Source organism: Paenarthrobacter sp. AR 02, from assembly GCF_021538675.1.
Lineage (GTDB): Bacteria > Actinomycetota > Actinomycetes > Actinomycetales > Micrococcaceae > Arthrobacter.
The window spans coordinates 107645-125439 of the sequence record NZ_JAJUKH010000012.1; the positions used below are offsets into that span (position 1 = coordinate 107645).

The window sequence follows — 17795 nt, forward strand, 5'->3', positions numbered from 1 at the left end:
AGGGTGTGAGGCACGACATGGAAATTCGAAGAAGTTTTCGATTAGCATTGGTAGGTGCCCAAAGCCTTAGCTGAAGATACCGCCATCGAATCGCCGAACAGCATCCCAGCCGTTCTTGAAACCAAGCCCGCCAGGCCGGACCTGTCGCGCCTGGTGGTCAAGGGCGCCCGGGAACACAACCTTCGCAACGTGGACCTGGACCTGCCGCGGGACGCCATGATCGTGTTTACGGGACTCTCGGGTTCCGGCAAGTCATCGCTGGCTTTTGACACTATCTTCGCTGAAGGCCAGCGCCGGTACGTGGAATCGCTGTCCGCCTACGCGCGCCAATTCCTCGGCCAGGTGGACAAACCCGATGTCGATTTCATCGAGGGCCTGTCACCTGCGGTGTCCATCGACCAGAAGTCCACCAGCAAGAATCCGCGCTCCACCGTGGGCACCATCACTGAGATTTACGACTACATGCGGCTCCTGTGGGCCCGCGTCGGCCGCCCGCACTGCCCAGTGTGCGGCGAGCCGATCACCCGCCAGACTCCCCAGCAAATCGTGGACCAGCTCCTGGAGCTGGAGACGGGTACGCGCTTCCAGGTCCTCGCACCCGTGGTGCGCGGACGCAAGGGAGAATTCGTTGACCTTTTCAAAGAACTGACCGCCAAGGGCTACTCCCGTGCCCGCGTGGATGGTGAGCTGGTACAGCTGAGCGATCCTCCCAAGCTGGGCAAGCAGTTCAAACACACCATCGAAGTTGTGGTGGACCGCCTGGTGGTCAAGGAAGACATCAGCCAACGGCTCACCGACTCTGTCGAAACAGCCCTGGGCTTGGCCGAGGGGCGCGTCCTGGTCGAATTCGTCGACCTCGATGCTGAAGATCCTGGACGCATCCGGGCGTTTTCCGAGAACCTGGCCTGCCCCAACGAACATCCCCTGGCCATCGATGAGATCGAGCCACGTTCTTTCTCGTTCAACAATCCCTTCGGTGCGTGTTCCGCCTGCAGTGGTATTGGCACCAAGCTTGAAGTCGACGAGGAATTGATAGTTCCTAACCCGGAACTTTCGCTTGGCGAGGGCGCCATCGCCCCATGGTCGCTGGGTACGGCGACCACCGAATACTGGAACCGCCTCCTGGAGGGCCTGGCCCACGAACTGGGCTTCTCCATGAAGACCTCGTGGGAGAAACTCCCGAAGGACGTCCGCAACACCGTGCTCCACGGCAAGGACCACAAGGTCGTTGTCCAGTACAAGAACCGTTTCGGCCGGGAGCGCAAGTACAGTACCGGCTTCGAAGGCGCCATCCAGTATGTCCACCGGAAGCACGGGGAAACGGACTCGGATTGGGCCCGCGACCGTTACGAAGAATACATGCGCCAAATCCCCTGCCCTGAGTGCAATGGCGCCCGCCTGAACCCGGCATCTCTGTCGGTATTGATCAACGGCAAGTCGATCGCCGCAGTCGCAGCCCTGCCAATGCGGGAGTGCGCGGAGTTCCTGGGCAGCCTGACCCTGACCAACAGGGAGGCGCAGATTGCCAACCAGGTGCTGAAGGAAATCCAGGCCCGGCTGACCTTCCTCCTGGATGTCGGTTTGGAGTACCTCAACCTCGAACGGCCCTCCGGCACCTTGTCCGGCGGCGAAGCGCAGCGGATCAGGCTGGCAACCCAGATCGGCTCTGGCCTTGTGGGTGTGCTGTATGTCCTCGACGAGCCATCGATCGGACTCCACCAGCGCGACAACCGCAGGCTCATCGAGACGCTGACGCGCCTCCGGGACCTCGGTAACACGCTGATTGTCGTGGAGCACGACGAAGACACCATCCACGAGGCCGACTGGGTGGTGGACATCGGACCGGGCGCCGGCGAGCACGGCGGCCAGGTTGTGCACTCCGGAACCTACAAAGAGCTCCTGGCGAACACCGAATCGCTGACTGGCGATTACCTGTCTGGCCGCCGCACCATCGACATCCCCAAGAAGCGTCGTAAATACGACAAAAAGCGCGAATTGAAGGTTGTTGGCGCCCGGGAGAACAACCTCAACAACGTTGACGCGACGTTCCCCCTGGGACTCTTCACCGCCGTCACAGGTGTCAGCGGTTCCGGCAAGTCCACCCTGGTGAACGAGATCCTCTATAAGGTGCTGGCCAATAAGCTCAACGGCGCCAAGCAGGTCGCCGGTCGCCACAAGACCGTGACGGGGCTGGAGCACCTGGACAAGGTGGTCCACGTCGACCAGAGTCCCATCGGCCGCACGCCCCGGTCCAACCCGGCAACGTATACCGGTGTGTTCGACAACATCCGCAAGCTGTTCGCAGAGACCACCGAAGCCAAGGTCCGGGGCTACCAGCCGGGACGGTTCTCCTTCAACGTCAAGGGTGGGCGCTGTGAAGCCTGCTCCGGTGACGGCACCTTGAAGATCGAAATGAACTTCCTTCCGGACGTTTACGTTCCCTGCGAAGTGTGCCATGGAGCCCGCTACAACCGGGAAACCCTTGAGGTCCACTACAAGGGCAAGACGATCGCCGACGTCCTCAACATGCCCATCGAGGAAGGCGCGGAATTCTTTGCGGCCTTCACCCCCATCGCGCGGCACCTGAGGACCCTGGTGGACGTTGGCCTGGGCTATGTACGGCTCGGCCAGCCTGCCACCACGTTGTCCGGGGGCGAGGCACAGCGCGTCAAGCTGGCAGCCGAACTCCAGAAGCGCTCTAACGGCAGGAGCATCTACGTCCTGGATGAGCCCACCACCGGGCTCCACTTCGAGGACATCCGGAAGCTCCTGATGGTTCTCCAAGGCCTGGTGGACAAGGGCAACACCGTTATCACCATTGAACACAACCTGGACGTCATCAAGTCTGCTGACTGGATTGTGGACCTTGGCCCCAACGGTGGATCCGGCGGTGGCCGGATTATTGCCACGGGAACACCCGAGCAAGTGGCTAAATCCACGGAGAGCCACACCGCGACATTCCTGGCCGAGATTCTGGGATAGAAGTATTCCGGTAGCGGCATGCGAGTTTCAGGCATGCCGCTACTCGTGAGAAACTAACCCGGTGACTCAAACAAAGGTGCCCGTAATATTCGATCTGGACGGCACCCTTGTCGATCCTGCCGGCGGCATAACCGGGGGAATCTCTGCCGCCCTCAGGGAAATGGACCTTCCTGTTCCAGGGCAGGCAGTCCTGAATTCCATGGTGGGCCCCAAGCTCAGTGATTCGCTCCTGCATTTGGCCAATGTCCCCACAGAATTGGTGGACGAGGTCATTGACCGCTATCGGCGCCACTACAAGGAAAGCGGAATCGCCCAGAGCAAGCTTTATCCGGGTATCCACGATCTTCTTCAGGACTTTGCTGAGTCCGGCCGTCCAGTGGCAGTAGCTACCCAGAAACCACAGTCCATTGCCCGCCTTGTCCTGGAGCATCACGGGATTGCCGGTTTCTTCGTCTCCATAAGGGGCGCGGCTGACGACGAGTCCTTGGGCGCCAACACTGCTTCCGGCAAGGTTGAAATCGTGGGCGCTGCCCTGGCCGACCTGCACTCGCAACCCGCGGTCATGGTGGGGGACAGGCATCAGGACGTCGCAGGTGCCATGGCCAACGGGCTGGACTGCATCGGCGTCGGTTGGGGTTTTGCCCCCGACGGCGAACTCGAGCAGGCCGGGGCAGTGGCCGTGGTGGGCACCGCGCTCGAACTGAAAAGCACAATTGAAGAACTTGACGCTGTCCGCGCGGCAGCCCTGAGCGAGGTACAAAACGATGGCAGTATTTGATGCGATCCGGTGGACTACCCGCGGGCTCATTTCGTCCACCTGCCGCCCTACGGTCATTGGACTGGAGAACGTACCCACCGACGGCCCGTTCATTGTGGCCCCCAATCACCTCTCCTTCCTTGACAGCGTGATCGTTCAGGCGCTGATGCCACGACCGGTCGCGTTCTTTGCCAAAGCTGAATACTTCACCACCAAGGGCGTCAAGGGCGCTGTGATGAAGTCCTTCTTTGAAGCTGTTGGTTCCATACCCGTAGAGCGGGGCGAGCAGGCGGCCAGCGTCCAGGCGTTGAAGACCCTGCTGGATATCCTTGAATCGGGCAAGGGCATCGGCATCTACCCCGAGGGCACCAGGTCCCGCGATGGAATCCTCTACCGTGGACGCACCGGCGTGGGCTGGCTTGCCCTGACTACGGGTGCACCCGTCATCCCCGTGGGGCTGATCGGCACAGAGAAGCTCCAGCCGGCGGATAAGAATGCCGTCCGTCCCCAGCACTTCACCATGAAGGTTGGCGAACCGCTCTACTTTGATAAGACGGGCCCGGATCATTCGCTGCCCGCCCGCCGCGAGGTCACGGACAAGATCATGGATGCCATTGCTCTGCTCAGCGGACAGGAACGCTCCACGAGCTACAACCAGAGCAAATCCGTGGACTAGCCACCCGGGCCCTGGCTTGGCCGTGGCATCTGGTGTCGGTCCGGTTCACTAGACTGGACATGTGGCAGATCCAGCAAGTTACCGACCCCAAACAGGTGAAATTCCCACCACGCCGGGCGTCTACCGTTTCCGCGACCCCCACGGCCGGGTCATTTATGTAGGCAAGGCCAAGAACCTCCGTTCGCGGCTGAATTCGTACTTCGCCAACCCGGCAGGTTTGCTCCCCAAGACCCACGCCATGGTCCATGCTGCCAGCAGCGTTGAATGGACCGTGGTTGGCAGTGAACTCGAGTCGTTGCAACTCGAATACACATGGATCAAGGAATTCAAGCCACGCTTCAACGTCGTCTTCCGTGACGACAAGACGTACCCGTACCTTGCTGTGACGATGGGCGAGAAATACCCCCGGGTACAGGTCATGCGGGGCGAGCGGAGAAAAGGGACCAGGTACTTTGGCCCCTACACAGCCGGTGCCATCCGGGAAACCATGGACACGCTGCTGAGGGTATTCCCTGTCCGCAGCTGCAGTGCCGGTGTGTTCAAGCGGGCCGAGTCCAGCGGAAGGCCCTGCCTCCTTGGCTACATCGACAAATGTTCTGCGCCATGTGTCGGCAGGGTCACTGCCGATGAGCACCGGGTGCTCGCAGAGGACTTTTGTTCGTTCATGGGAGGTGAAGCCAAGCGCTTCATCAGCCGGCTCGAGAAAGAGATGGCCTCAGCGGTAGCCGACCTTGATTACGAGCGCGCGGCGGGGCTCAGGGATGACATCATCGCCCTGCGAAAGGTCTTTGAACGCAATGCCGTAGTGCTTGCCGAGGACACCGACGCCGATGTCTTCGCTTTGCATGACGACGAGCTGGAGGCCTCGGTACAGGTCTTCCACGTGCGCGGAGGCCGCGTCCGGGGCCAGCGCGGATGGGTGGTGGAGAAGGTCGAGGATGCCACCACGCCCGAGCTCATCGAACATCTGCTGCAGCAGGTCTATGGCGAGGACAGCGAAGTCCAGGGCCGCATCCCGCGGGAAGTCCTGGTCCCCGAGAACCCCAGCAACCACGCTGAACTGACTGAATGGCTGGGAGGCCTTCGTGGTGCCAAGGTGGACATCAGGGTTCCGCAGCGTGGGGACAAGGCTGCGTTGATGTCCACGGTCCGGGAAAACGCGGAGCAGGCACTCAAGTTGCACAAGACACGGCGTGCCGGCGATATGACCGTCCGGTCCTTGGCCCTCCAGGAACTCCAGGAAGCCTTGGACATTCCTGTGCCGTTGCTTAGGATCGAGTGCTTCGACATCTCGCATGTGCAAGGGACCAACGTGGTGGCGTCCATGGTGGTCGTGGAGGATGGCCTTCCCAAGAAAGCCGACTACCGCAAGTTTTCCATCACCGGTGCCGCCGCGGCGGACGACACCGCAGCCATGCATGACGTCCTGACGCGCAGGTTCCGGCATTACCTGGCGGACAAGGTGGCACAGGTCCCTGTGGTCTCCGGCGAAATCAGCAACCCCGCCCGGCCCGGAAGTGCCCGCGCAGGTGAGGCACCGCCGTCGGACCCCACCATGCCGGCACCGAAAGCCAAGTTCGCCTACCCACCCAACCTGGTGGTGGTGGACGGCGGGCAACCACAGGTCAACGCGGCATCGCGCGCCCTGGCGGAACTGGGAGTCGACGACGTCTACGTCGTAGGACTGGCCAAGCGGCTTGAGGAAGTCTGGCTGCCCGACAGCGACTTCCCGGTCATCCTGCCCCGAACCTCCCAGGGCCTGTACCTTCTCCAACGGATCCGGGACGAAGCCCACCGCTTTGCCATTACCTTCCACCGGCAAAAGCGTGGCAAGGCCATGACGGTTTCGGCGCTGGACGGGGTTCCTGGCCTCGGTGAAGCGAAACGCAAGGCGCTGGTGGCACACTTCGGCTCGCTGAAGAAAATCCGGGCCGCGTCCGTCGAGGAGCTCACCTCCGCCAAGGGCATCGGCCCGGCACTGGCAGCCGCTGTTGTCCAGCACCTGGGCTCCACTGCGGACTCCGAGGAGGCAACTCCGGCGATCAACATGACCACCGGCGAAATCCTTGAATCTTAGCTAGGGTAAGAAGTTGCGGCAACGACCATTCCGAACTGAACGGGGAACACTTGATGGATGAGGCAACAGGGTCCGGCACGGAGCAGGACGGCCTCACGCCGGTCAAACCACCGGAGGCGGAACTGCTGGTAGTGACTGGCATGTCAGGGGCAGGGCGCAGCACGGCCTCGGACGCCTTGGAAGACCACGGCTGGTACGTCGTGGACAACCTGCCCCCGCAAATGCTGGGTACGTTGGCTGAAATTGTTTCGCACGCCCCCAAATCGATACCCAAACTGGCCGTTGTGGTCGATGTCCGCAGCAAGGACCTCTTTACTGACATCCAAACGGCACTGGGAGCCTTGAGCGCCACGGGCATCACCTTCCGCGTGCTTTTCCTGGATGCCAGTGACGAAGTATTGGTCCGCCGGTTCGAGCAAGGCCGCAGGCCCCACCCGCTTCAGGGCGGCGGCAGGATCCTCGATGGCATCGGCATCGAGCGCGAGGTCCTGCGGGAACTGCGCGAACATGCTGACGTCGTCCTGGACACCACGGAGTACAACGTCCACGGGCTTGCCACGGCCATCACCGAACTGTTCAGCGACACCGGACCTGTCACCCTGCGTCTGAACGTCATGAGCTTCGGCTTCAAGTACGGGCTTCCCGTGGACGCCAACTTCGTTGCCGACGCACGCTTCATTCCCAACCCGCACTGGGTTCCGCAACTCCGGCCGCACACCGGCTTGGATGAGGACGTCAGCAACTATGTCCTCGCGGCCGATGGCGTCCACGAATTCGTGGACCGCTACGTCAGCGCCCTCGAACCGGTACTGGACGGCTACCGGCAGGAGAACAAGCATTACGCCACCCTGGCCGTTGGCTGCACTGGAGGCAAACACCGCTCGGTGGCCGTCGCCGTCGAGCTGTCCAAGCGCCTGGCGCAGTATCCACGCGTCACGGTCACCACCACCCACCGCGACCTGGGGCGCGAGTAGTGGGGGTCCTGACCGGCCCGTTGCCGCTCATTCCTCCAAAGGGTGTCCCCGGCAGCCAACAGAAGAAAAGCCCGTCGGTGGTCGCCTTGGGAGGCGGCCACGGGCTGGCAGCGTCATTGTCGGCGCTGCGGCTGCTGACGTCCGAGCTGACGGCAATCGTGACGGTAGCCGACGACGGCGGCTCTTCCGGGCGTCTCCGTGACGAGTACGGCGTCCTCCCGCCCGGGGACCTGCGGATGGCCTTGAGTGCGCTCTGCGACGATACCGACTGGGGACGCACCTGGCGGGACGTCATGCAGCATCGTTTTGACGCCGGCTCGGCCAAGGGCGGGTCGCTGGACAACCATGCCATGGGCAACCTCCTCATCGTCACCCTGTGGGAGTTGCTCGGGGACACGGTCGCCGGACTGAAATGGGCAGGAGCGCTGCTCGGTGCCCGCGGGCAGGTACTGCCCATGTCGAGTGTTCCCCTCACCATTGAGGGTCGGGCCAGGGTGGAGCTTCCAGACGGCGGCTACGAACTGCAGACCGTTCGTGGCCAGGCGAAGTGCGCAGTAGCCGGGAAGCTGGAAGACGTCACCCTCCTTCCCGAAGCCGCTCCGGCCTGCACGGAGGCGCTCACCGCCATCGAACTCGCCGACTGGGTGATCCTCGGGCCCGGCTCCTGGTACACCTCGGTGCTCCCGCACCTGTTGCTCCCTGAGCTCCGCCAGGCGCTGGGGGACACTGCGGCCAAGCGCTGCCTGACCATGAATCTGGACGTCGAGACCAAGGAAACCTCGGGTATGACGGCAGCGGACCATTTGGATGTCCTGCGCCGATACGCACCGGAGTTCAGCGTGGATGTGGTTCTCGCCGACCCCGCCGCAATCCAGGACCTGAAGGCCTTCGAGAAGGCTGCCGGGATGCTCGGTGCGGAAGTGGTGTTGGGTAGAGTAGGGGCGTCGAGGCGGCGCCCCGTCCATGATCCATTGCTGCTGGCAGCGGCCTACCACGATATTTTCGGGAACAGTTAGGAACACACGATGGCACTTACTGCGTCGGTCAAGGACGAACTGTCCCGGCTGGACATCAAGAAATCTTCGGTCCGCAAGGCCGAGGTTTCGGCAATGCTGCGCTTTGCGGGCGGCTTGCACATCATCTCCGGGCGCATCGTCATTGAGGCGGAGGTGGACCTCGCCTCCACGGCGCGGCGCCTGCGCGCTGCGATTGCCGAGGTTTACGGCCACCAAAGTGAAATCATCGTTGTTTCCGGGGGCGGCCTGCGCCGCGGGAGCCGCTACGTTGTCCGGGTAGTCCGGGACGGCGAGGCACTGGCCCGCCAGACGGGCCTGCTGGATGGGCGTGGCCGCCCGGTCCGGGGGCTCCCATCGGTTGTCGTCAACGGTTCAGCAGCTGACGCCGAGGCTGTCTGGCGTGGCGCTTTCCTCGCGCACGGGTCCCTTACGGAGCCGGGACGTTCGTCATCCCTTGAAGTTACTTGCCCCGGGCCGGAGTCGGCCCTTGCCCTGGTGGGTGCGGCCCGGCGCCTGGGAATCCAGGCCAAGGCCCGCGAAGTGCGCGGCGTGGACCGCGTTGTCATCCGTGATGGTGACACCATCGCCACCCTCCTGACCCGTATGGGGGCCCACGATGCCCTGATGGTCTGGGAGGAACGTCGGATGCGCAAGGAAGTCAGGGCCACGGCCAACAGGCTTGCCAACTTTGATGACGCCAACCTGCGCCGCTCGGCCCAGGCTGCCGTTGCGGCCGGCGCAAGGGTGGACCGTGCCCTGGAGATCCTTGGCGACGACGTTCCGGACCACCTGAAGTACGCGGGGGAGCTCCGCGTTGCCCATAAGCAGGCAAGCCTGGACGAACTGGGCCGGCTCGCTGATCCGCCCATGACCAAGGACGCCATCGCGGGTCGTATCCGCCGCCTGTTGGCCATGGCTGACAAGCGCGCCCTGGACCTGGGTATCCCGGGCACCGAGGCAAATGTGACTCCCGAAATGATGGACGAGTAGGCCACACCCATAGAATCGAAAAAGTGCGGAGGAAATACTGTGAGGGCCCGGCGGGTTGTTCCCGGTGGACGCAGGAGCAGGCTTCTTCGCCAAGGATTTCCGGCCGGTCCGCTGGCCGGATGAAATAACGAGTTACCAACCCGGACGTCAGTCCATTACATTGGAGGATTTCGTGACAGAGTACGTTCTGCCCGAGCTCGGCTACGACTACGCAGCACTCGAGCCGCACATTTCGGCAAAGATCATGGAGCTGCACCACAGCAAGCACCATGCGGCCTACGTCGCAGGCGCGAACAACGCGCTCTCCCAGCTCGCAGAAGCACGCGACAAGGGCGACTTCGCCAACATCAACCGCCTCTCCAAGGACCTCGCGTTCCACACCGGTGGCCACATCAACCACTCCGTATTCTGGAACAACATCTCCCCGGACGGCGGCGACAAGCCCGAAGGTGAACTGGCAGCAGCCATCGACGACGCTTTCGGTTCCTTCGATGCCTTCCGCGCACAGTTCAGCGCTGCTGCTCTGGCCCTGCAGGGTTCGGGCTGGGCATTCCTTGCCTACGAGCCCATCGGCGGAAACCTGGTCATCGAGCAGCTTTACGATCAGCAGGGCAACGTTGCGCTCGGCACCACCCCGCTGCTGATGCTGGACATGTGGGAGCACGCCTTCTACCTGGACTACGTCAACGTCAAGGCTGACTACGTCAAGGCTTTCTGGAACATCGCAAACTGGGCAGACGTCGCCAAGCGCTTCGAAGCCGCACGCACCAACGCCACGGGCCTCATCGTCCTCTAGTGGTGAGCAAGGGTTCACGCAGATGTAACAAAAGTCACTTTTAGCGTGAATTCCGGCTAAATGCTGAAAAGCCTGCCTCCGCAGTTGCGGGGGCAGGCTTAGTTAAACGTAAGATGGATCACGGAAGGCGGTTAGCCTTCAGCAACGTGGCTGGTCGCCCTCCGATCTGATAATCACCTCTGCCCAACGGCGTGCGGGGTCTGTTAGTTGGAAATATCTGATCCGACTCACTAGGCGTGCTTGCAAGAGCACCAAGGAGATTGACACATAGTGACCACCCGTATTGGTATCAACGGCTTCGGCCGCATCGGCCGTAACTACTTCCGCGCAGCACTGGCCCAGGGCGCAGACCTTGAGATCGTCGCAGTCAACGACCTCACCAGCCCCGAGACCCTCGCCCACCTCCTGAAGTACGACTCCGTCGGTGGACGCCTCGCCCAGACCGTGGAAGTTGTCGATGGAAGCCTGGTTGTCGACGGTAAGTCGATCAAGGTCCTGGCAGAGCGCGATCCCGCGAACCTTCCGTGGGGCGAGCTGGGCGTGGACATCGTTATCGAGTCCACCGGTTTCTTCACCAAGGCCGCCGCAGCGCAGAAGCACATCGACGCCGGAGCCAAGAAGGTCCTCATCTCGGCACCTGCCAGCGACGAAGACATCACGATCGTGATGGGCGTGAACCACGAACTCTACGACCCTGCAGCGCACAACATCATCTCCAACGCATCCTGCACCACCAACTGCCTCGGCCCGCTGGCCAAGGTCGTCAACGACGCCTTCGGCATCGAGCGTGGCCTCATGACCACGGTCCACGCCTACACGGCCGACCAGAACCTGCAGGACGGCCCGCACGGCGATCTCCGCCGTGCCCGTGCAGCAGCCATCAACATGGTTCCCACCTCCACCGGTGCGGCCAAGGCAATCGGCCTCGTCCTGCCCGAACTCAAGGGCAAGCTCGACGGCTACGCCATTCGCGTTCCCGTCCCCACCGGTTCCGCAACGGACCTCACGGTGACGGTTTCCCGCGAAGTCACGGTCGAGGAAGTCAACGCCGCAGTGAAGGCCGCAGCAGAGTCCGAACAGTGGGCTGGCATCCTCTCCTACACGGACGCTCCGATCGTGTCCTCGGACATCGTTGGCGACCCGGCGTCGTCCATCTTCGACTCCGGCCTCACCAAAGTCATCGGCAACCAGGTCAAGGTTGTTTCCTGGTATGACAACGAGTGGGGTTACTCCAACCGCCTCGTCGACCTCACGGAGCTCGTCGCATCCAAGCTGGGCTAGGGTAGACACATGACATCTCACACCCTCAACGAACTCATCGCTGAAGGTGTCCGCGGGCGGTACATTCTGGTCAGAAGTGACCTGAATGTGCCGCTCGACGGCTCTACAGTGACCGACGACGGCCGCATCAAAGCGTCCCTGCCGGTCATCAAGAAGCTCTCGGACGCCGGTGCCCGTGTGCTCGTAACCGCCCACCTCGGCCGCCCCAAGGGTGCCCCCGAGGAAAAGTACTCCCTGAAGCCGGCAGTGGACCGCCTGGCTGAACTCGCGGACTTCTCCGTGCAGCTCGCCAAGGATACCGTTGGCGCCTCCGCCAAGGAGCTTGCCAGTGGCTTGCAGGACGGGAACGTGCTGGTCCTCGAAAACGTTCGCTTTGACGCCCGGGAAACCAGCAAGGACGATGCCGAGCGCGGCGCGTTCGCTGACGAACTCGTTGCACTGACAGGTGGCAACGGTGCGTTCGTGGACGATGCTTTCGGTGCGGTACACCGCAAGCACGCCAGCGTTTACGACGTCGCCACGCGGCTGCCCTCTTACCTGGGCGACCTCGTCCACACCGAGGTTGAAGTTCTTCGGAAACTGACCAGCGACACGCAGCGCCCTTACGTCGTGGTCCTCGGCGGTTCCAAGGTCTCCGACAAGTTGGCTGTCATCGACAACCTGCTGGGCAAGGCTGACACCATTCTGGTTGGCGGCGGCATGCTGTTCACCTTCCTGGCTGCTGCCGGGCACAAGGTTGGAGCAAGCCTCCTGGAGGAAGACCAGATCCCTGTCGTCCAGGACTACCTCAACCGTGCCGCCGACGCCGGAACGTCGTTTGTCATTCCAACTGACGTGGTGGTAGCCAGCCGCTTCGCAGCGGATGCCGACCACGAGGTTGTCAGGGCCGATGCCATTGAAGAAAGCTCTTTCGGAGCTTCCGGCATCGGCCTGGACATCGGACCCGAAACGGCCTCGGCTTTCGCAGCACAAATCGAGGGAGCCAAGACCGTCTTCTGGAACGGCCCCATGGGCGTCTTCGAATTTGAGGCCTTCTCTGCCGGCACCCGTGCCATCGCGCAGGCGCTCACCGACACTGTGGCCTTCACAGTGGTGGGCGGCGGCGACTCAGCGGCCGCGGTTCGCACCCTCGGCTTTGACGATTCGCAGTTCGGCCACATCTCTACCGGTGGCGGCGCCAGCCTGGAATACCTTGAAGGCAAGGAACTTCCGGGGCTCAGCGTCCTGGACCGCTAAGCACCAAACCGGCCGGCAGGACGCCTATGCGTCCTGCCGGCCGTTCCACATCACAACGTAATCTTTGGAGTTCATGTGACTACCTCTGCCAACGGCAACTTCGTTCGCAAACCCTTCATCGCCGGCAACTGGAAGATGAACATGGACCATGTCCAGGGCATCACCTTGCTGCAGAAGCTCGCCTGGACCCTGTCCGACGCCAAGCACGACTACAACCGGGTAGAGGTAGCCGTCTTCCCTCCGTTCACCGATCTCCGCGGCGTCCAGACCTTGGTTCAGGGCGACGACCTGGAAATCGTTTACGGCGGCCAGGACCTGTCCCAGTTCGACTCCGGCGCTTACACCGGCGATATCTCCGGTCAGTTCCTCAACAAGCTGGGCTGCGCCTACGTCCTGGTGGGTCACAGTGAGCGCCGCACCATCCACAACGAGTCCGACGAAGTCGCGAACGCCAAGGTCAAGGCAGGCTTCCGCCACGGCGTCACCCCGGTGCTGTGCGTGGGAGAAGGCTTGGAAGTCCGCCAGGCCGGAACGCACGTCGAACACACTTTGGCCCAGCTGCGGGCCGGCGTTGAGGGTCTCACCGCCGAACAGGCTGCTGAGCTCGTCGTTGCCTACGAGCCCGTCTGGGCCATCGGAACCGGGGAAGTAGCCGGTCCTGAGGATGCACAGGAAATGTGTGCCGCCATCCGTGCCGAGCTTGCGGTGCTGTTTGACGAAACCGTCGCGTCCAAGACGCGGTTGCTGTATGGCGGTTCCGTCAAGGCCAACAACGCTGCGGCCATCATGGCTGAAACCGACGTTGACGGTTTGCTTGTGGGTGGCGCGAGCCTGGACCCGGCGGAGTTTGCTAACATTGTCAGGTTCGAGAACCACCTGGTCACCGACTAGTCCGGCTCCCGATTTCCGCTTCTTCGAAAGGCCGTCGTGGACGTTCTTCAAGTCATTCTGCAGATCCTGCTGGGCATCACCAGCCTCCTGCTGACGTTGCTCATCCTCCTGCATAAGGGACGTGGCGGCGGTTTGTCCGACATGTTTGGTGGCGGCATGAGCTCGGGTTTGAGCTCCTCAGGTGTTGCCGAGCGCAACCTGAACCGCTTCACCATTATTCTCGGAATTACCTGGGGCGTAGTCATCATTGGCTTGGGCCTGATCATGCGTTTTGCTTCAGGTGGCGACTCCTAGTCGTCCCTGAACAGGGGAGGTTCCTTCACGGGAGCCTCCCCTTTTTTCTTGATCCGCACCAAACAGCAGTGCCGCCGTCGGGCTCCCCGGATTAGAATTGGCGTGTCGGCCGCAAGGCCTGCAGGGCCGTGACGGCCGACCACCGACTCGCTAGGGGTTCGAAAATGGTTCATGGCACGCCCGGTTACCGGGGCACTCGAGTAGGGGTCGCCCAAGGATCCGCACCAAGAAATCACAGCGACCATGGCGAAGGGCAACAGCTGCCCCGCATCCGCGTGCCGTATTGGTGCGCCAAGGGCCACGAAACGCAACTGGTGTTCCTGAAGCTTCCGGAAGAGCAGATACCCAAGTACTGGGACTGCCCCAAATGTGGGCTTCCTGCTTCCAGGGACCCCAGCCATCCTGTCTCGTTGAGGCCGGAGGACGAAATCTTCAAATCGCACTTGGACTACGTTAAAGAGCGACGCTCCAGCCAGGACGCTGAAGTGGTCCTGGCTGGAGCGTTGGAGCGGTTACGCGCCCGCGGGGTCCTTCCGGACAAGTTGCTGGGGGACACGTGACGCTGCGTTCTCGTCGATAAGCCACAGCGTCCTCGAACGGCCCACAGGGCCCGCTGCCGGGACTTGTACCGGGTTGGCGCCGGCCAGGGCCAACCCAACGGCACCGGCCTTGTCCTCACCGGCCACCACCATCCAGATTTCCTGGGCGGTGTTGATGGCTGGAAGCGTCAGCGAGATGCGCGACGGCGGCGGCTTCGGCGAGTTCTCGACGCCTACCACCGTGCGGGTCTTCTCCCGGATGCCCGCCTGTTCAGGGAACAGCGACGCCACATGCGCGTCCGGGCCAACGCCGAGAAGAAGGATGTCGAATCGGGGGAGTACTCCCGGGCGCTCCGGCCTGTCATCGGACATGTCTGCTGCGTGTTCCGCTTCAGCGGCAGCCTTGAGCTCATCGGCGTAGGCAGCAGCTGCTTCCTCGGAGGAAGCGAACTGGTCGGTCGAACCGGGTTCGTGGACACGGGCCGGATCCACATCCAGGTGGGACAACAGAGCCTGGTGTGCCTGGCGGGTGTTCCTGTCATCGCTGTCCGCAGAAACGAAACGCTCATCGCCCCACCAGAAGTTGACCTTCGACCAGTCCACCGCGGGAGCCGCAGCCGAGTCGGCCACTGCCTTCAACGTTCCAATGCCAACAGTGCCGCCTGTCAGGACTACCGTGGCTTCACCGTGTTTGTCCTGGACGTCCACGAGCTTGGTGATCAGGCGGGCCGCAATGGCGGCCATCAACACCTTGGAGTCGGGGTGGATGCTTACTCTTGGCTCAGCGTGCACTGGTCTGGACTCTCCTCGGACTGGTAAGTGGCAGTCCCATCGTAATCACTTCTCCGAAGACTTCGTCGGGATCGAGACGACGCAGTTCCTCGGCCAGGCAGTCCTTGAGGCTCCGGCGGGGAAGTGTGATGCGCTGGGCCGGCTGACCGGGCTGGGTCAGTTCCGCCACGGACAGGCCGGGACGGAACAACTGCACGTCACCGCTGGCACGCGTCAGGCGTACCCGGCGAATGCCGGTGCCTGCCGGATCGGCCACAATCGTGACAGGGGCCTGCAGGGCAAGGCTCAACCACGCAGCGAGCAGCAACGTACTGGGAGAATCCGAGGCACCCTCGACAGCAATGGCCGAAACGGGGTCTCCGTCCACCTGGTCGAAGACTGCGGCCAATTGCATGCGCCAGTTGGTCAGGCGCGTCCACGCGAGGTCGGTGTCGCCGGCCTTGTACGTGGACCGGATGTTCTCCAGCGCCAGGCGAGGATCGGGTTCGTTGGCCGAGTCTGTGATCCGGCGGTGCGCAATGCGGCCGATCGACGTCTCGCACGCGCTCTCCGGTGCACCGTGCGGCCACCAGGCAACGATGGGGGCATCCGGAAGCAGCAAAGCGTTGACCAGCGATTCGCTTTCGTGGGCCATGTGGCCGTGTCCGCGCAGGACAATGACCTCCGACGCGCCGGCGTCGCCCCCGACGCGGATTTGCGCGTCCAGGCGGTCAGGGCCTTCAACGCCGGCGTCAGCGAGCACGATAATCCGGCAGGGGTGTTCCCGGCTGGCTTCGTTGGCTGCCTCGATGGCTTCCTCTTCCTGCCCGGACTTGGTGACGACCACCAAGGTGAGGACGCGGCCCAGGGCGATCACGCCGCCCTGTTCACGGAGCGACATGATCTTCTTGGAGATCTTGGAAGTGGTGGTATCGGGAAGATCTACGATCATGGCCTTCTCCAGGTTCGTCCGTCACGTGCCAGCAGGGCGTCGGCCGAGGCCGGCCCCCAACTGCCGGGGGCGTAGGGTTGCGGTTGTTCGTCGAGCCCGGCCCAGTAATCCTCGAACGGGTCGAGGATCTTCCATGACAGTTCGACTTCCTGGTGCCGGGGGAACAGTGGCGGCTCGCCCAGCAGCACGTCCAGGATGAGGCGTTCGTACGCTTCGGGGCTGGACTCCGTGAAGGAGTGTCCGTACCCGAAGTCCATGGTGACGTCGCGGACTTCCATTTGGGTGCCCGGTACCTTTGACCCGAAACGGATCGTGGCGCCCTCATCTGGCTGGACGCGGATCACCACGGCGTTCTGGCCGAAGTCGTCCTCACCGTGGTCACGGAAAAGCAGGTTTGGTGCACGCTTGAACACCACGGCAATCTCGGTGACGCGACGGCCCAGGCGCTTGCCCGCACGCAGGTAGAACGGAACACCGTTCCAACGGCGGGTGTTGATGTCCACCCGGATCGCAGCGTAGGTCTCGGTCTTGGAGTCGGCGGGGATACCGTCCTCGTCCAGGTATCCGAGGACTTCCTCGCCGCCCTGCCAACCGCCGGTGAACTGCCCACGCGCCGAATGGGTGGACAGGTCTTCGGGCAGCTTGACGGCGGCGAGGACCTTTTCCTTCTCAGCGCGCAGGTCATCGGCGTTGAAGGAGATGGGTTCTTCCATGGCCGTCAGGGCCAGAAGCTGCAACAGGTGGTTCTGGATGACGTCACGGGCAGCACCCACGCCGTCGTAATAGCCTGCACGGCCCCCTGTGCCGATGTCTTCGGCCATGGTGATCTGGACGTGGTCAACGTAGTTGGCGTTCCAGAGCGGCTCGAACAACTGGTTCGCGAAGCGCAGGGCGAGAATGTTCTGCACCGTCTCCTTGCCCAGATAATGGTCGATCCGGAACACGGCGTCCGGCGGGAACACCGATTCGACAATGTCGTTCAACTGCCGCGCGGATTCCAGGTCGTGGCCGAACGGTTTCTCAATGACCACACGGCGCCACTGGCCGGGCTTGGCCTGGGCCAAGCCATGCTTGGACAGCTGGCGGCACACCTGTTCGAAAGCCTTGGGTGGGATGGACAGATAGAAACCATGGTTGCCGCGGGTACCACGTGTCTCGTCAAGTTCGTCCAGGACGTCGCCGAGGCGCTCGAAAGCGTCGTCGTCGTCGAATTCGCCTTGGACAAAGCGGATACCGGACGCAAGCTGCTCCCAGACCCCTTCATCGAACTTTGTCCGGGCGTTGGCCTTGACGTTTTCCTTCACCTCAGCGGCGAAGTCGGCGTTGTCCCACTCACGCCGGCCGAAGCCCACCAAAGCGAAGCTGGGAGGGAGCAGGCCACGGTTTGCGAGGTCGTAGACCGCGGGCATGAGTTTCTTACGGGCGAGGTCGCCGGTGACTCCGAAGAACACCAACGACGAAGGCCCGGCGATGCGGTTCAGGCGCCGGTCCCGCGGATCCCGCAAGGGGTTCCGCAGGCCGGCGTTCTTCCTGCCGTTTTCAGTTTCTGGCATGTTGTGTATT

The 17795-nt window shown here is 62.7% G+C and carries 16 protein-coding genes; 13 read left to right on the forward strand and 3 right to left on the reverse strand.

Annotated elements, in window-relative coordinates:
- Nucleotides 1-54 precede the first annotated feature (54 nt).
- The 13 genes from uvrA to LRQ04_RS18305 all read left to right on the forward strand — a co-directional run bounded on the left by uvrA (nucleotide 55) and on the right by LRQ04_RS18305 (nucleotide 14530).
- Nucleotides 55-2982, forward strand: coding sequence for an excinuclease ABC subunit UvrA (gene uvrA / locus LRQ04_RS18245; protein ID WP_235521720.1), 2928 nt, complete (start codon nucleotides 55-57; stop codon nucleotides 2980-2982).
- Nucleotides 2983-3043: 61 nt separating this feature from the next.
- Entirely contained in the window at nucleotides 3044-3760 is a 717-nt protein-coding gene (locus tag LRQ04_RS18250; RefSeq protein WP_235521721.1) for an HAD hydrolase-like protein, read from the forward strand.
- Nucleotides 3747-4415 carry a 1-acyl-sn-glycerol-3-phosphate acyltransferase gene (locus LRQ04_RS18255; RefSeq protein ID WP_235521722.1) on the forward strand — a complete coding sequence of 223 codons (669 nt, stop codon included), beginning with the start codon at nucleotides 3747-3749 and terminating at the stop codon, nucleotides 4413-4415. The genes LRQ04_RS18250 and LRQ04_RS18255 overlap by 14 nt, the downstream gene beginning before the upstream one ends.
- Nucleotides 4416-4476: 61 nt before the next feature.
- A complete protein-coding gene (gene uvrC / locus LRQ04_RS18260) occupies nucleotides 4477-6492 on the forward strand; it encodes an excinuclease ABC subunit UvrC (RefSeq protein WP_235521723.1) in 2016 nt (671 codons plus the stop codon).
- 53 nt (nucleotides 6493-6545) lie between these two features.
- A complete protein-coding gene (gene rapZ / locus LRQ04_RS18265) occupies nucleotides 6546-7466 on the forward strand; it encodes an RNase adapter RapZ (protein WP_235521724.1) in 921 nt (306 codons plus the stop codon).
- On the forward strand, nucleotides 7466-8482 hold the full coding sequence (gene yvcK, locus LRQ04_RS18270) for a uridine diphosphate-N-acetylglucosamine-binding protein YvcK (protein WP_235521725.1): 1017 nt from the start codon (nucleotides 7466-7468) through the stop codon (nucleotides 8480-8482). The genes rapZ and yvcK overlap by 1 nt, the downstream gene beginning before the upstream one ends.
- 9 nt (nucleotides 8483-8491) lie before the next feature.
- Nucleotides 8492-9472, forward strand: a complete 981-nt coding sequence (whiA, locus tag LRQ04_RS18275; RefSeq protein ID WP_235521726.1) for a DNA-binding protein WhiA — start codon at nucleotides 8492-8494, stop codon at nucleotides 9470-9472.
- 172 nt (nucleotides 9473-9644) lie between these two features.
- A complete protein-coding gene (locus LRQ04_RS18280; RefSeq protein WP_211712622.1) occupies nucleotides 9645-10268 on the forward strand; it encodes a superoxide dismutase in 624 nt (207 codons plus the stop codon).
- A 270-nt stretch (nucleotides 10269-10538) separates the two neighbouring features.
- The gene (gap, locus tag LRQ04_RS18285) at nucleotides 10539-11549 is read left to right on the forward strand and encodes a type I glyceraldehyde-3-phosphate dehydrogenase (protein ID WP_235521727.1); all 1011 of its coding nucleotides are present in this window, start codon (nucleotides 10539-10541) and stop codon (nucleotides 11547-11549) included.
- Between the two features lie 9 nt (nucleotides 11550-11558).
- Nucleotides 11559-12785, forward strand: a complete 1227-nt coding sequence (gene pgk, locus LRQ04_RS18290; protein ID WP_235521728.1) for a phosphoglycerate kinase — start codon at nucleotides 11559-11561, stop codon at nucleotides 12783-12785.
- A 75-nt stretch (nucleotides 12786-12860) separates the two neighbouring features.
- On the forward strand, nucleotides 12861-13676 hold the full coding sequence (gene tpiA / locus LRQ04_RS18295) for a triose-phosphate isomerase (RefSeq protein WP_235521729.1): 816 nt from the start codon (nucleotides 12861-12863) through the stop codon (nucleotides 13674-13676).
- A 36-nt stretch (nucleotides 13677-13712) separates the two neighbouring features.
- Nucleotides 13713-13970, forward strand: coding sequence for a preprotein translocase subunit SecG (secG, locus tag LRQ04_RS18300; RefSeq protein WP_211712625.1), 258 nt, complete (start codon nucleotides 13713-13715; stop codon nucleotides 13968-13970).
- A gap of 164 nt (nucleotides 13971-14134) precedes the next feature.
- The gene (locus LRQ04_RS18305; RefSeq protein ID WP_235521730.1) at nucleotides 14135-14530 is read left to right on the forward strand and encodes an RNA polymerase-binding protein RbpA; all 396 of its coding nucleotides are present in this window, start codon (nucleotides 14135-14137) and stop codon (nucleotides 14528-14530) included.
- Here the strand turns inward: LRQ04_RS18305 and pgl are convergent.
- The 3 genes from pgl to zwf are packed head-to-tail and all read right to left on the reverse strand — an operon-like array spanning nucleotide 14483 to nucleotide 17785.
- Nucleotides 14483-15301, reverse strand: coding sequence for a 6-phosphogluconolactonase (pgl, locus tag LRQ04_RS18310; protein ID WP_235521731.1), 819 nt, complete (start codon nucleotides 15299-15301; stop codon nucleotides 14483-14485). The genes LRQ04_RS18305 and pgl overlap by 48 nt on opposite strands.
- Nucleotides 15291-16232 carry a glucose-6-phosphate dehydrogenase assembly protein OpcA gene (locus LRQ04_RS18315; protein WP_235521732.1) on the reverse strand — a complete coding sequence of 314 codons (942 nt, stop codon included), beginning with the start codon at nucleotides 16230-16232 and terminating at the stop codon, nucleotides 15291-15293. Before LRQ04_RS18315 ends, pgl begins: the two co-directional genes overlap by 11 nt.
- Entirely contained in the window at nucleotides 16229-17785 is a 1557-nt protein-coding gene (gene zwf, locus LRQ04_RS18320) for a glucose-6-phosphate dehydrogenase (protein WP_235521733.1), read from the reverse strand. Before zwf ends, LRQ04_RS18315 begins: the two co-directional genes overlap by 4 nt.
- Nucleotides 17786-17795 lie beyond the last annotated feature (10 nt).